The sequence below is a fragment of the Janthinobacterium aestuarii genome (genome assembly GCF_051380835.1).
Lineage (GTDB): Bacteria > Pseudomonadota > Gammaproteobacteria > Burkholderiales > Burkholderiaceae_D > Janthinobacterium > Janthinobacterium aestuarii.
Map to the genome: position 1 here is coordinate 730,165 of NZ_JBNYXU010000002.1, position 13,834 is coordinate 743,998.

Genomic DNA, 13,834 nt, shown 5'->3' on the forward strand with positions numbered 1-13,834 from the left:
CGCCGCTGCTTGCGTCAGGGGGTGTCGCTGGCGGCAAATTCCACTGAAATTTGTTCCGCCACCTGCGCCAGCGCCGGCCTCAGAGCCGTCAGCAAGACGCGCGCCTGCTGCAGGTCGCCGCCCACGCGCAAGCCTTCGATCGACGTGCACAGGCCCGCGAAGGCATGGGCGCCCACGGCCAGCGCCGACGATTTGCTGCGGTGGCCAAGGTCGGCCAGGCGCCCCAGGTCTTCCAGCGCCATGGCCTGCTCCATTTCGGCGATGCCGTCACGCGCCGTGTCGAGAAACAGCTGGGTGTATTTGCGCATCTTCACGGCGTCATTGCTGAACGTGAGGGCCAGGGTCGCCAGGTCGAGGATGGCCGTGCCGCGCAATTCCGGTGTCACGGCCAATGACGGCGCTGCCGGCGCCGCCGCCTGCCTGTCGCTTGCGCGCATGCGGCCGATGTTGCCGATGCCACCGCGCAGACGGAACCATTTCGCCAGCAGGTGAAACAGCAGATTCGGGGCGATCGGCTTGGTCACGAATTCATCCATCCCCGCCGCCAGGCAGCGGGCGCGGTCTTCGCTGCCCGCGTTGGCCGTCATGGCGATCACCAGCAGGCCTGTGAGTTTCGGGTCGGCGCGGATGCGGCGCGTCGTCTCGAAGCCATCCATCTCCGGCATCTGCACGTCCATCAGCACGCAGTCGTAGCGCTGGCGGGCCAGCAATTCCAGCGCTTCGCGGCCATTGCCGGCGACGCAGACCGTGGCGCCGGCGTCTTCCAGCAATTCGCAACCCACCTGCTGGCTGAAGACGTTGTCTTCGACCAGCAGGATGGATGCGCCGCGTATCACGCCCAATACTTCCGGCTCGACTTCGGCGATGCACTCGTCGGACGCCTGCGCGCTTTTCTCCAGGCGCGCCGTGAACCAGAAGGTGCTGCCCAGGCCCGGCTGGCTGTACACACCCACCTTGCCGCCCATAAGCTCCACCAGCTGCTTGCTGATCACCAGCCCCAGGCCGCTGCCGCCATACTTGCGCGTGGTCGACGGGTCGGCCTGGTGGAAGGAGCGGAACAGCTGCGCCACCTCTTCCTGCTTCATGCCGATGCCGCGGTCCTGCACCTCGAAGCGCAGCATGGCGTGGCTGCCGCGCTCCTCGGACTGGCGTACACGCACGAAGATGCTGCCATTGTCGGAAAACTTGATGGCGTTGCTGGTCAGGTTCAGCAAGACCTGCTCCAGGCGCAACGGATCGCCACGCCAGCGCTGCGGCAGCTCCGGCGCGATATCGAACTGCAGCGCCAGGCCCTTGACGGCGGCCGCGTCGCCCAGCTGGCTGGCGATGTTCGCCAGCAGGGTGTCGAGCCGGAAGTCCAGCACCTCGAGCTCCAGCTTGCCCGCCTCGATCTTGGAAAAATCGAGGATATCGTTGATCAGGCCCAGCAAATGCTGGCCGGAATGATAGATTTTTTGCAGGTAGTCGCGCTGGCGCGCGTCGGCCACGGATTTCAGCGCCAGGTGCGCCATGCCGATGATGCTGTTCATCGGCGTGCGGATTTCATGGCTCATGTTCGACAGGAAGTCGCTCTTGGCCTGGCTGGCCGCGTCGGCCTGCTCTTTCAGGCGGTGCAGTTCCGTCACGTCGGTGGACAGGCCGATCAGACCCGTGACGGGACCGGGCAAGCCCAGCGGCACCTTCACGCTCCACAGGTGGTGCACCTGGCCCTGCGCATCGACGAAGCGTTCCTCGCCGACGAACTTGGCGCCGCTGTCGAAGACCTGGCGCTCCGTGCGCTGCGCGGCGGCGGCCGCATCGCCGAGCATCAACTCGCCATCCTGGCGGCCGATCAGCTGCTCCGCCGGACGGCCCAGGATGGTGGCCGTGCGCGCATTCACGTAGCGGTAGCGCAGGTCGGCATCCTTCATGTAGACGTAGGCGTCGACGCTGTCGAGCACCGTATCGAGCAGGGTGCGCTGCGCCACGGCGTTGCGGCGCGAACGGTACAGGGTAAAGATGTAGCCATAGATGAGCAGGGTGCCGGCCACGCCGACGGCCAGTGCCAGCCACGGGAAATAGCGGTCGAAGGGGCTGTACAGCTCCGCCTTGCGCACGCGGAAATGGGCTTTCCACAGGCCGCCCTGATAAGCGACGGGCAGCACCTGGTCGAAATAGTCGGCATCGCTGCCCGGTTGCGGCGGCGCCGCCGCCAGGTCGCCGTCATCGTTGAACAGCAGGCGGTCCTGCGGCGTGATGGACAGGGTTCCGCTGGCCGGCAAAGGGCCCGCCGCGCTGTACAGGGTCAGGTGCAGCGGTTCCAGGGCGCTGCGTTCGAGCGCGCTGTGCACCAGCTGCGCCACGCCAAAGCCGATGCCGACGGACCCCTGGTAGGCGGCGCGGCGCTCGGCCACGCTGCCCTGCGGCATGCCATTGCGGTACACGGGCAGGCGCATGCCCAGGCCCACGTGCGCGGGCGGCCCCTTGATCATGATCACCTGCCCCGACGCGCTCACCTTGCCGCTGTCGCGCGCCTGCGCCAGCGACTGCGCCACCAGCGGGTTGGCGCCGATGTCGACGCCCATGCGTTCGGACAGCAGGGAATCGGGTTCCAGGTAGGTGAGCACCGTGTATTCCGGCCGCTCCCCCGCGGGCCGGATGGTGAAGCCGGGATAGCCGCGCGGCGCCAGACTGGTGTCTTTGCGCACGGCTTCGATGAAGGCGGCGCGCTGTGCCGACGGGACGGCCGCCGCGTAGTTGACCGATTCGATGGCCGGGAACTGGCGCACGATATCGAGGCCGGTCACGTAATCGTGGAACTGGCGGCGCGTCAGATGCTCGCTGGTGCGAAACAGGGCTTCGAGGCCGCGCAGCAGGTCGGAATAGCTTTTTACGCGCGTGATCAGGCTGTGCTGGGCACCATGCGTGAGATTGTCGAAACGCTGTTCGGCGTCGTCATTGACCGTGCGCGCCGCGCCCGCATACAGGGCGCCGCCCACCGCCAGGGCCAGCAGCAGGCCACCCGCCCATATCCTGATACCTGATCCTGCCCCGCCCTTGCTCAAAGTGTGCATTGTCGATCGCTTATTCCGGTTTCCTCGAATGGACGGCGCTGCGGCCGCCCAGCAAGTACGAGGATACTATCAAAGCTCATGCCCGACGCGCTTGTGGAAGAAAAAAAGCGCGTACGATGGTTGCACTGGAAACACCGGGTGCTTAAGCTTCCCGCAGTGCCCCGGCCAGCAAGGCGCCGGCGCCATGGTCATCCCAGGCATCGGCGCAGCGCACCACGTCACCCACGACGACGATGCTGGGACTGCCCAGGCCGCTGGCCATCAGATCGTCCGGCAAGCGCTGCAAGGTGCTCAGCAACTGGCGCTGGGCGGACAGGCTGGCCGATTGCACCACGGCCACGGGCGTGCCGGGTGCCATGCCGCCGGCCAGCAAGCCGGCCTGGATGGCGGCTATACGGGCCACGCCCATGTAGATGACGAGCGTCAAGCCGCTTTGCGCCAGGGCCGACCAGTTCGGCTCGGACGCGGCATCCTTGCCGTGGCCCGTGACGAAGATGGCACCCTGGCTCCAGCCACGGTGCGTCAGCGGCACACCGATGGACGATGGCGCGGCCAGGCCGCTGCTGATGCCCGGTATCACCTCGACGGCCACGCCGTGGCTGCGCAGGTAGGCGCGCTCTTCGCCGCCCCGTCCGAACAAATACGGGTCGCCCCCCTTCAGGCGCACCACATGCAGGCCGGCGCGCGCCTCGGACAGCATCAGGCGCTCGATGAACGCTTGCGGCGTGGACGCGCAGCCGCCCCGCTTGCCCACCTCGACCACGCGCACGCCGTGTGCCGCATGCGCGAGAATGGCCGGATTGACGAGGTCGTCGATCAGCACCACGTCTGCCCGTGCGATGGCTTTCACCGCCTTGAGGGTCAGCAGGTCCGGGTCGCCGGGACCGGCGCCGACCAGGGTCACGCTACCACATTGCGCCATGATGAACTCTCCAATCAGAAAAAGTGGCCGATGGCAAACGATGCCGCGTACGCTTCCGGCGCGCTGCCGTCCCACACGACGCCGTCGCACAGGGTCGAGCTGCGCATGGGGGATGCCGGCAAAGGCGTGGCCGTCATCTCCGCCGCCTGGCGGTACAGGTCGATGCGGTTGACTTGCCTTGCCACCGCCAGGTAATCGGGTTCGTCGCGCAGCAAGCCCCAGCGCCGGTGCTGGGTCATGAACCACATGCCGTCCGACAAATACGGGAAATTGACGGCGCCCTCGCCATAAAACCTCAAGCCGTGCGCCTCGTCCCAGGTCTTGCCCAGACCATCCTGGTAATGGCCGAGGATGCGCGGCGCCAGGGTTTCCTGCGGCGTATGCAGATAAGCGGGCTCGGCCAGGGTGGCCGCCATGGCCAGCCGGTTGGTGTCGCTGGCGTCGATCCAGCGTCCCGCCTCGAGCACGGCGGCGATCAGGGCGCGGCAGCTGTTCGGATGCTGCTGCGCAAACGCGGCGCTGGTGCCCAGCACCTTGCCCGGATGGTCGGGCCAGACGGCGCCGCTGGTGGTGGCCGTCACGCCCACGCCATCGACGATGGCCTTGTAGCCCCACGGTTCGCCGGCGCAAAAACCATCCATCTGGCCCGCGCGCAAGGCGGCCACCATCTGCGACGGCGGCACCGTCATCACGCGCGCGTCGCGCAGCGGATCGACGCCATGCGCGGCCAGCCAGTATTGCAGCAGCATCGCATGGTTGCCGGTCGGGAAAGTATGCGCAAACGCAAATGGCCGCGCCGCGGCGCGCATGTGCCGCGCCAGCGATGGTCCATCGTGGGCGCCCTCGCGCGCCAGCGCCGCCGACAAGGTCACGGCCTGGCCGCTGTGATTGAGGTTCATCAGCACGGCCATGTCGTGCTGCTGCCCGCCGATGCCCATCTGCACGCCATACACGAGACCGTACAACACGTGGGCAGCGTCGAGTTCGCCGTTGTTCAATTTGTCGCGCACGCCGGCCCACGACATCTCCCGGCTCAGTTCGATCTTGATGCCGTATTTTTCATCGAGACCCAGTTTTGACGCCATCACCAGCGAGGCGCAATCGGTCAGCGGCAGGTAGCCGATGCGTATCGTCTGTTTTTCCGGATGCATGGAGCGCATCGCGTGGGCACTCGTGCCCGCTTGCTGTGTCATACCATTCCTTGCTGATAATTACTGTTTTGCCGCGCCGACATGGACAAGGCCATAGCCATCCAGCAGCAAGGACCGTGCCTGTGCGTGCCCGGCCCCAGGCAGCCAGAAATGCACCGGAATGGTGCGGTGCACCAGCATGTGTCAGGAAATGCGCGCTTCATCCCAGCAAGTCCTCCACGTCGAGAATACGCTGGGCAATTTCCGCCAGTTTGAGTTTCTTGTTCATGGCCATGCTGCGCAAGCGCTGGTAAGCCTGGTCTTCCGTCAAGCCGTGATGCGTCATCAACAGGCCCTTGGCCCGTTCGATCACCTTGCGTTCCTGCAGCTTGTGCCGCGTGTCGAGCAATTCGGCGCGCAGTTTTTCTTCCTGGCGAAAGCGCGCGAGGGCCACGTTCAGCACGGGCAAGATGCGCTCGGCATGCAGGCCGGCCACGATATACGCGGACACGCCGGCCGCCATGGCCGCATCGATGCTGGCCGTGGCGCCGTCTTCGGTAAACAGCACGATGGGGCGGCGCTCGTCGCGCGTGGCGATGACGATGTGCTCAAGCACGTCGCGCGCGTCCGATTCGGCATCGATGATGATGAGATCAGGCTGCAGTTGCGCGATGCGCTCGGGAAGGTAGAGGTCGGCTGGCAGCGAGGCGACGATGTCGAAGCCCGATTCCAGCAAGCCGATGCGCAAGGCATTGCCGCGCTGCACCTGAGCAGCCAAGGCCGCATTCTCGTGCACGCCGTGCTCGACAATAGTGTTGACGACAACGATGCGCAAAGGCTGGGTACGGCTGGACGTCATGGGAGCGATCTGCAATGGCTAAACACAACCATTGCAGTAAGCAAGAAGCGAACCAGCCGCGCCTGAAGGTGCTTTACTTCAGAGTCGGCATGGCAAACTCGGCACCGGCGGCCGTCGATGCGGGCCAGCGCTGCGTGACGGCCTTCTGCTTGGTATAGAAACGCACGGATTCCGGGCCATGCGCGTGGTGGTCGCCAAACAGGCTGCGCTTCCAGCCGCCGAAGCTGTGGAAAGCCATCGGCACGGGGATCGGCACGTTCACGCCCACCATGCCCACCTGCACGCGTTGCGTGTATTCGCGCGCCGTGTTGCCGTCGCGCGTGTAGATGGCCGTGCCATTGCCGTACTCATGCGCATTGACCAGGTCCAGCGCCGTCGTAAAGTCCGGCACGCGCACGATGCACAGCACGGGGCCAAAGATTTCTTCCTTGTAGATCGTCATGTCCGGCGTGACGTGGTCGAACAGGCTGCCGCCGAGGAAGAACCCTTGCTCATGGCCAGGCAGCACGAAACCGCGCCCGTCGGCCACCAGCTTGGCGCCCTCTTCCACACCCTTGGCGATGTAGCCGGCGATCTTGTCCTTGTGCACTTGCGTGACGACGGGCCCCATCTCTGCCGACAGATCCATGCCCTGCGTGATTTTCAAGGCGGCAATGCGCGGCACCAAGGCTTCGACCAGCTGGTCCGCCACATTGCCCACCGCCGCCACCACGGAAATGGCCATGCAGCGCTCGCCGGCCGAGCCAAATGCCGCGCCCATCAGCGCGTCGACCGTCTGGGCAATGTCCGCGTCGGGCATGACGACCATGTGATTCTTCGCGCCACCGAGCGCCTGCACGCGCTTGCCCTGCGCGCAGCCGGTCGCATAGATATATTCGGCAATCGGCGTGGAACCGACGAAACTGACGGCGCGCACGTCCGGGTGGTGCAGCAATCCGTCCACGGCTTCCTTGTCACCCTGCACCACATTGAAGACGCCATCGGGCAAGCCCGCGTCCGTCAGCAATTGCGCCAGCAGCAGGCTGGCCGACGGGTCGCGCTCGGACGGTTTCAAGACAAACGTATTGCCGCAGGCAATGGCCATCGGGAACATCCACATCGGCACCATCACGGGAAAGTTGAATGGCGTGATGCCGACGCACACGCCGAGCGCCTGGCGAATCGACCAGGCATCGATGCCGCCGGCCACCTGTTCCGAATATTCTCCCTTCATCATTTGCGGGATGCCGCAGGCAAACTCCACCACTTCGATGCCGCGCGTCACTTCCCCTTTGGCATCCGTAAACACTTTGCCGTGCTCCGCCGTGATCAGGGCAGCCAGTTGATCCGAGTGCTCTTCCAGCAATTCCTTGAATTTGAACATGACCCGGGCGCGGCGCAGCGGCGAGGTTTGCGACCAGGCGGGAAACGCCGCATGGGCGGCGGCCACGGCCGCGTTCAGTTCGGAAGGCGTGGCCAGCGCCACCTTGGCCGTCACGGCACCCGTGGCGGGATTGAACACATCGCTCGTGCGCTCTGAGCGCGAAGCCATCGGGTTGCCACCAATAAAGTGGCCAATCATCATGGTTGTCATTGTTTTGTCCTAGGTTATTTCGTCATCAGCCAGTCATGGGCCGGGTCGTTCTTGAAATGCCAGACCCGCTTGGGGCCGGCCATCACATTCAGGTAATAGCCGTCGTAGCCATACGGCACGGTCACGGGGTGGTAGCCCCTGGGCACCATTACCACGTCGTGGTTTTCCACGGCCATGGCTTCATCGATGGAGCGGTCGTCCGTGTAGACTCGTTGGTAGGCAAAGCCCTGTTCGGGGTTGAGGCGGTGGTAATAGGTTTCTTCGAGCGAGCTTTCCAGCGGCACGTTGTCGCTGTCGTGCTTGTGCGGCGGATAGCTCGACGAGTGGCCCGATGGCGTGACCACCTCGACCACCAGCAAGCCGTCGGCCTCGGCCGTCTGCGGCAGGATGTCGCACACATAGCGGGTATTCGCACTCTTGCCGCGCACCGAGCGCGCCATACTCGATGGTTCGATCAGGCGCGCCGGACGGTGGGTCGTGGCCGGCGCGCTGCAAAGTCCGACCTCGGCATTGCTCACGGCCGTGATACCGACCGCTGTATCCAGCGGGACATACACGGCGTACGGCGAACGGTCCTCGAAGACGCTTTGGCGGTTACCGACCTCGCGCCACTCCTGTTCACCGGCCTGTACGGTGACCGTACCCGTCAGCACGACGATGCACAGCTCGCGCTTGCCCGTGTCCAAGCTCAGCGATTCGCCCGCCTGAAGCCGGTGCGCGGCGAAACCGACATGCGTCCAGCCGGCCGACTCGGGCGTCACCTCGACGATCTTGCCGCCGGCCTTGTCCGCTTTCACCAGTAGCGGGCTCATGCCGCCTCCCGGCCCAGGCGCGGGATGGCCTCGACGAGGTTGGCCAGGTAGTCGTGGCCCATCTTCGCGTATTCGTAGCTGGGGGCCACGGCCGGATCCTGCTCCGCTTCCACCACCAGCCAGCCTTCGTAGCCGTGCAGATATAAACGCGTCAGGATGGCCGGAAAGTCGATACTGCCGTCGCCAGGTACGCTGAAAGCGCCATTGATGACGGCCTGCAAGAAACTCCAGTGGCCATTGCGCGCCAGTTTCACGACGTTGGGGCGCACGTCCTTGCAATGCACATGGCAAATCCTGTCGATATGCTTGTTGAGCACCGCCAGCGCATCGCCGCCGGCAAACGTGATGTGGCCCGTGTCGAACAGCAAGCCGACTTCGGCACCCGTCAAAGCCATCAACTGATCCACGTCCGCCGGCGTTTCCACATAGGCGCCCATGTGGTGGTGATAGGCCAGGCGCACGCCGTGCGCGAGCAGATGCTTGGCAAACGCCGTCAATTTGTGGGCGTAGTCCTGCCATTGCTGCTGCGACTGGAAACGCGGGCGTTTATACAGCGGGCGCGCTTCGCCCTGGATGGCGTCGGCCACTTCGCCGTAGACCATGACGGTGGCGCCGCTGTCGGCCAGCAAGCGCAAGTGCGGGCCGACGGAAGCGATCTCTTCTTCGACCGACCGGTGCGCCAGCCGTCCCGAATACCAGCCGGAAACGCACGCCAGGCCATACTTGCCCAGCACCGCATTCAGGGCCGGGGCATCTTTCGGAAACTTGTTGCCCAGCTCAAAACCCACATAGCCAATCTCGGCGCCTTCCTTGAGGGCTGTTTCCAGCGGGGTTTCGCCGCCCAGGCTCGGCAAGTCGTCGTTCATCCACGAGATCGGGTTGATGCCGATCTTCACATTCCATGTATTCATCTCAATTCCTTTGTTTCAGGCGGTCAAGTTCATAACGGGCACGGGCAGCTTGCACGGCTGGCTGGGTGGAGACTTCGGGCACAGCCACTTCCCACCAGCAACCACCCTCCTCCGTCGTGCGCGTGTCGTCCGTATCGATGCAGATCAGATACGTGCGCGGTGCGGCGCGGGCGCGCAGCATGGCTTGCTCCAGTTCGGCAATCGACCCCACGTGTTCGGACAGCGCGCCCAGCGATTGCGCATGCAGGGCAAAGTCGATGTGCGGTGCGCTGTCGGGCAACATATTGTTGAACGAGACGTTGCCGCACGCCTGCTGCAGGCGGTTGATGCAGCCATAGCCCCGGTTGTCGAGCACGACGATGATGAGTTTTTTGTCCAGCATGACGGACGTGGCGATTTCCGAATTCATCATCAGATAGCTGCCATCGCCCACCATGACGATGACCTCGGCATCGGGTTTGGCCATCTTGACGCCGAGACCACCGGCGATTTCATAGCCCATGCACGAGTAGCCGTACTCCATGTGGTAGCCGCCCGGCGTCGACGTGCGCCACAATTTATGCAGCTCGGCCGGCAAGGTGCCCGCCGCGCAGACGACGATATCGTTGCCGGTCGAGTCCGCCGAAGAACGTTGCACGGCGCCGATGACTTCGCCGTCGTACGGCAAGCCGGCCACGTCGCGTTTGCCCGTGATGCTTTTGACCGCATCGCGCCACGCGTTCCCTGCCTGCTGTGCCCGGTCCATCCACTGGCCCGCGCTATTCCAGCTGCCCAGCAGCCGCGACAGGCCTTGCAAGCCGAGTGTCGCGTCCGCCTGCAGGCCCAGGCCGCGGCGTTTCAGGGCGTCAAAACTGTTGACGTTCAGGCTCACCAGTTGCGCCTGCGCAAACAGGGAATTCGAACCCGTCGTGAAATCCTGCAGTCGCGTGCCGACGGCCAGCACCACATCCGCGTCCGCCGCCAGCGCGTTTGCCGCTGGCGAACCCGTCACGCCGATGGCGCCCAGCTGCAAGGGGTGGTCCCACGACAAGGCACTTTTTCCCGCCTGGGTTTCCGCCACGGGTATGCCATGGCGCTCGGCAAACGCCTGCAGGGCGGCGCTGGCCTGGCCATACAGCACGCCGCCACCAGCCACGATCAGCGGCTGCTTGGCGTTTTTCAAGAGCAGCACCGCCTCTTCCAGTTCCTGCTCGACAGGCGGCACGGCACGGAAACGCACAACTCTTGGTTCGAAAAAGTCCGCCGGATAGTCATACGCCATCGTTTGCACGTCTTGCGGCAGGGACAAGGTCACGGGACCGCAAGCGGCCGGATCCGTCAAGGCGGCAATGGCGCGCGGCAAGGCCGTCAGTAGCTGCTCCGGATAGACGATGCGGTCAAAATAGCGGGACAAAGGTTTGAAAGCGTCATTCACCGAAACGCTGCCATCCGTGCCATCTTCCAGCTGCTGCAGTACCGGGTCCGGCGCGCGCGAGACGAACACGTCGCCGGGCAACAGCAGTACGGGCAAGCGGTTCACGTGGGCCAAGGCGGCGGCCGTCAGCAAGTTGGTCGCGCCCGGACCGATGGAACTGGTCACCGCCATCATGCGCCGGCGCATGTGGGCTTTCGCGTAGGCGATGGCCGAATGCGCCATCGCCTGTTCATTGTGGGCACGGTAAGTGGGGAACACATCCTTGTACTGATACAGCGCTTCGCCCAGTCCCGCCACGTTGCCGTGGCCAAAGATGGCGAAGGCGCCGCCGAACAAGGGCTGTCCATCGTCCGTGCGCAAGGCGGCCAGGTAGCGCACCAGCGCTTGGGCCATGGTCAAACGGATCGTGGTGGTCTTCATGCCGCACGCTCCAGACGGTTGCGCGTACGCTGCCACAAGCTAATGAGCTGCTCGAAGTTGGCGCGCACGGCGGCGATCAGGTCTGCATCGTCGAGTTCGCCCGCCAGCCAGCGGCGGCTCGGTTCCTGGAAGATGGTGCGGCCCACCATGAAACCGCGGCACGTCGTGCTGGCACTGGCTTGCTCGAAACTGTCGGCCAGGGCGGCAATCGGTGCGTTCAAGCCAAGTAATACGACGCCACGGCAATACGGATCACGTTCGTGCACGAGTGCATCAATGGCTTGCCATTGCTGGGCCGACATGCTTTCCAGCTTCCACCATTCCGGGTAAATGCCCAGATTGTAAAGACGCTTGACAGCGCGCAAGACCGTGTCGTCACCGTGCGGCAAGGCTTCCGACGGTATGACTTCGAGCAACAGTTCGTGACCGCTCACTTGCGCCGCATCGTACAGTGCCTTGATTTGCGCTTCCTGTTCCAGCCGGTTTTCCACGGCGTCGTCCGGGTGCAGCTGCACCAGGCATTTGATCACGTGTTCCTTGGGCCAGCTGAGCAGGTGCGAGCCGATGGAACGGCCCCAGTCGAATTGCAGCGGGTTCGATCCCGGCAATTCCACGGGACGGCCTATCCACCAGCCACGTCCCGTCGCATCGTTGAGGGCAGCGACGCCATAGCGGCCATCGATCAGCACGCCCGTCTTGCCGGCCAGCTGCAAGGCCGTTTCCGTCTGCGCCACGGCTTGCACCATCAATTGTTTCAAGGCCGCGATGGCGGACTCGGGCGCACCTGTCTGTTGCGCCAGCTCAAAGAATTGCGTGCGGTGGTCAAAGGCAAACACGCACAACTCATCCCATTGCTTGCGCGCTACCGTCGTGCGGTGCAAGCGGGACAAGGTGGCGTCCTGGTCCGGCTGCGTCAGCTTTGCCGCATTGGCCAGGAAATAGTCGAGCTCGACGGGCGATGGCATGGCCGGCGCGCAGCCGTGGCGCGACACGACGAGGGCGCCGCAGCCGTTCGCGTAGCGGCAGCACGCTTCGTAATCCTCGCCGCGCAGCCAGCCTTTCAGGAAGCCCGACAGGAACGCGTCTCCCGCGCCCAGCACGTTGAGCACTTCCACGCGCACGCCGCGGTAGTTATATGCATCGTCGAGGCTGTGCGGCACCACATTGTCGATGACGGCGCTGCCCAGAGGGCCCCGCTTGACGATCAGGGTGGCCAGGGTGGCGGCCCGCACGGCGCGCAAGCTGGCCATGATGTCCGCGCCGCCGCCGGCGATCATGAATTCCTCTTCCGTGCCGACGATCAGGTCGAATTGCGGCAGGATGCTTTGCAGATGCTTGGTCACGCCTTCGTTCGAAACGAAACGCGTTTCGCCATCGGCCTTGCCCGACAAGCCCCACAGCACGGGCCGGTAATCGATGTCGAGCACGGTGCGCACGTTGTTGGCGCGGGCCAGCTGCAATGCCTGCGTGCTGACGGCGTGCATGGCAGCCGTGGAGAAATGCGTGCCGGTGATCAACAGCGCCTTGCTCGAGGCAATGAAAGCCGCATCCACCGACGATGCGTCGATGGCCATGTCGGCGCAATTTTCACGGTAGAAAATCAGGGGAAACGTGTTTTTGTCCTTGATGCCCAGCATGACTAAAGCCGTCAAACGGTCGCGGTCGATGCCCACGTGGCTGACGTCGCAACCCTCCTTCGACAGGGTGTCGGTGAGGAAACGGCCCATGTGGTCGTCGCCCACTTTCGACAACATGGCGGACTTCAAGCCCAGCCGGGCCGTGCCGAAGGCGATGTTCGCCGACGAGCCGCCCAAGTATTTGGCAAAGCTCGTCGCGTCTTCCAGGGGGCTGCCGATCTGCTGCGCGTACAGGTCCACCGCCAGGCGGCCCAGGCAGATCACGTCGAGCGCGCGGCCCTGGGCAAATTGTGTGGAATTATTCATGGCTATCCTTAAATCGTGACACCGTCGAGTTCACTCATCAGCGTTTGCATTTCCGCACCGCCCGCCATCATGTCCAGCAAGGCATCCTTGCTCACCGTATCCTTGGTGAAGGTGCCCAGCGACTTGCCCCGGTTCAACAACGTGAACGAGTCGCCCACCGGATACGCATGGTGCACATTGTGCGTGATAAAGATCACGGAAATGCCCCGCTCGCGCGCCTTGTAAATCAGTTTCAACACATTGAACGATTGCTTCACGCCCAGGGCGGCCGTCGGCTCGTCGAGGATCAGCACCCTGGCGCCGAAGTGGATGGCGCGGGCAATGGCCAGGCACTGCTTCTCGCCGCCCGACATGGTGCCGATGGCCTGGTGCGGGTCGCGCACCATGATGCCCATCTCGGCCAGCTTGTCGCGCGCCGTCTCGGCCGCATAATCGATATCCATCACGGGCACCAGGCCCAGCAGCTTTTTCATCGGCTCGCGGCCCATAAAGAAATTGCGCGCCACGGACAGCAGCGGCACCAGCGCCAGGTCCTGGTAGACGGTGGCCACGCCCATGTCCAACGCTTCGCTGGGCGAATTGAAGACGACGGGCTTGCCATCGACCAGGTACTGGCCATCGGTGGGCTTGTGCACGCCGGCGAGGGTCTTGATCAGGGTGGACTTGCCGGCGCCGTTGTCGCCCAGCAAACAATGAACCTCCCCCTCGCGCAAGCGCATGGTGATGTTTTGCAAGGCCAGCACGGAGCCGAAGCGCTTGCTGACATTTTCCAGGGCAAGAATATGCTCGCTCATGAT

At 64.4% G+C, this 13,834-nt stretch carries 10 protein-coding genes; all 10 read right to left on the reverse strand.

Annotated features, from left to right (window positions below; all coding sequences use genetic code 11):
- Window positions 1-14 precede the first annotated feature (14 nt).
- Window positions 15-3,053 (reverse strand): CHASE domain-containing hybrid sensor histidine kinase/response regulator family protein, encoded by a 3,039-nt coding sequence (locus ACQ4WO_RS09405; protein WP_436481154.1) that lies wholly within the window; start codon window positions 3,051-3,053, stop codon window positions 15-17.
- Window positions 3,054-3,195: 142 nt separating this feature from the next.
- Window positions 3,196-3,975, reverse strand: coding sequence for a uroporphyrinogen-III C-methyltransferase (gene cobA / locus ACQ4WO_RS09410; protein WP_436481155.1), 780 nt, complete (start codon window positions 3,973-3,975; stop codon window positions 3,196-3,198).
- Window positions 3,976-3,989: 14 nt separating this feature from the next.
- Window positions 3,990-5,168: a CmpA/NrtA family ABC transporter substrate-binding protein gene (locus tag ACQ4WO_RS09415; protein WP_436481156.1), complete on the reverse strand. Its 1,179-nt coding sequence runs from the start codon at window positions 5,166-5,168 to the stop codon at window positions 3,990-3,992.
- 157 nt (window positions 5,169-5,325) lie between these two features.
- The gene (locus ACQ4WO_RS09420) at window positions 5,326-5,964 is read right to left on the reverse strand and encodes an ANTAR domain-containing response regulator (protein ID WP_436481157.1); all 639 of its coding nucleotides are present in this window, start codon (window positions 5,962-5,964) and stop codon (window positions 5,326-5,328) included.
- A gap of 73 nt (window positions 5,965-6,037) precedes the next feature.
- Window positions 6,038-7,537, reverse strand: a complete 1,500-nt coding sequence (locus ACQ4WO_RS09425; RefSeq protein WP_436481158.1) for a CoA-acylating methylmalonate-semialdehyde dehydrogenase — start codon at window positions 7,535-7,537, stop codon at window positions 6,038-6,040.
- Between the two features lie 14 nt (window positions 7,538-7,551).
- Window positions 7,552-8,349 carry a 5-deoxy-glucuronate isomerase gene (iolB, locus tag ACQ4WO_RS09430; protein ID WP_436481159.1) on the reverse strand — a complete coding sequence of 266 codons (798 nt, stop codon included), beginning with the start codon at window positions 8,347-8,349 and terminating at the stop codon, window positions 7,552-7,554.
- A complete protein-coding gene (iolE, locus tag ACQ4WO_RS09435) occupies window positions 8,346-9,260 on the reverse strand; it encodes a myo-inosose-2 dehydratase (protein ID WP_436481160.1) in 915 nt (304 codons plus the stop codon). Before iolE ends, iolB begins: the two co-directional genes overlap by 4 nt.
- A 1-nt stretch (window position 9,261) precedes the next feature.
- Complete coding sequence (gene iolD / locus ACQ4WO_RS09440) at window positions 9,262-11,094, reverse strand: 3D-(3,5/4)-trihydroxycyclohexane-1,2-dione acylhydrolase (decyclizing) (protein ID WP_436481161.1); 1,833 nt, start codon at window positions 11,092-11,094, stop codon at window positions 9,262-9,264.
- On the reverse strand, window positions 11,091-13,037 hold the full coding sequence (locus ACQ4WO_RS09445) for a bifunctional 5-dehydro-2-deoxygluconokinase/5-dehydro-2-deoxyphosphogluconate aldolase (protein ID WP_436481162.1): 1,947 nt from the start codon (window positions 13,035-13,037) through the stop codon (window positions 11,091-11,093). Before ACQ4WO_RS09445 ends, iolD begins: the two co-directional genes overlap by 4 nt.
- Before the next feature lie 8 nt (window positions 13,038-13,045).
- Entirely contained in the window at window positions 13,046-13,831 is a 786-nt protein-coding gene (locus ACQ4WO_RS09450; protein WP_070290739.1) for an ATP-binding cassette domain-containing protein, read from the reverse strand.
- Window positions 13,832-13,834: the final 3 nt, after the last annotated feature.

Excerpts from the sequence above, each read along its gene's own strand:
- ACQ4WO_RS09445 (WP_436481162.1), bottom strand. The coding sequence starts at position 13,037 with ATGAATAATTCCACACAATTTGCCCAGGGCCGCGCGCTCGACGTGATC.
- ACQ4WO_RS09420 (WP_436481157.1), bottom strand. The coding sequence starts at position 5,964 with ATGACGTCCAGCCGTACCCAGCCTTTGCGCATCGTTGTCGTCAACACT.
- ACQ4WO_RS09425 (WP_436481158.1), bottom strand. The coding sequence starts at position 7,537 with ATGACAACCATGATGATTGGCCACTTTATTGGTGGCAACCCGATGGCT.
- ACQ4WO_RS09405 (WP_436481154.1), bottom strand. The coding sequence starts at position 3,053 with ATGCACACTTTGAGCAAGGGCGGGGCAGGATCAGGTATCAGGATATGG.
- ACQ4WO_RS09415 (WP_436481156.1), bottom strand. The coding sequence starts at position 5,168 with ATGACACAGCAAGCGGGCACGAGTGCCCACGCGATGCGCTCCATGCAT.
- iolE (WP_436481160.1), bottom strand. The coding sequence starts at position 9,260 with ATGAATACATGGAATGTGAAGATCGGCATCAACCCGATCTCGTGGATG.
- iolB (WP_436481159.1), bottom strand. The coding sequence starts at position 8,349 with ATGAGCCCGCTACTGGTGAAAGCGGACAAGGCCGGCGGCAAGATCGTC.
- cobA (WP_436481155.1), bottom strand. The coding sequence starts at position 3,975 with ATGGCGCAATGTGGTAGCGTGACCCTGGTCGGCGCCGGTCCCGGCGAC.
- ACQ4WO_RS09450 (WP_070290739.1), bottom strand. The coding sequence starts at position 13,831 with ATGAGCGAGCATATTCTTGCCCTGGAAAATGTCAGCAAGCGCTTCGGC.
- iolD (WP_436481161.1), bottom strand. The coding sequence starts at position 11,094 with ATGAAGACCACCACGATCCGTTTGACCATGGCCCAAGCGCTGGTGCGC.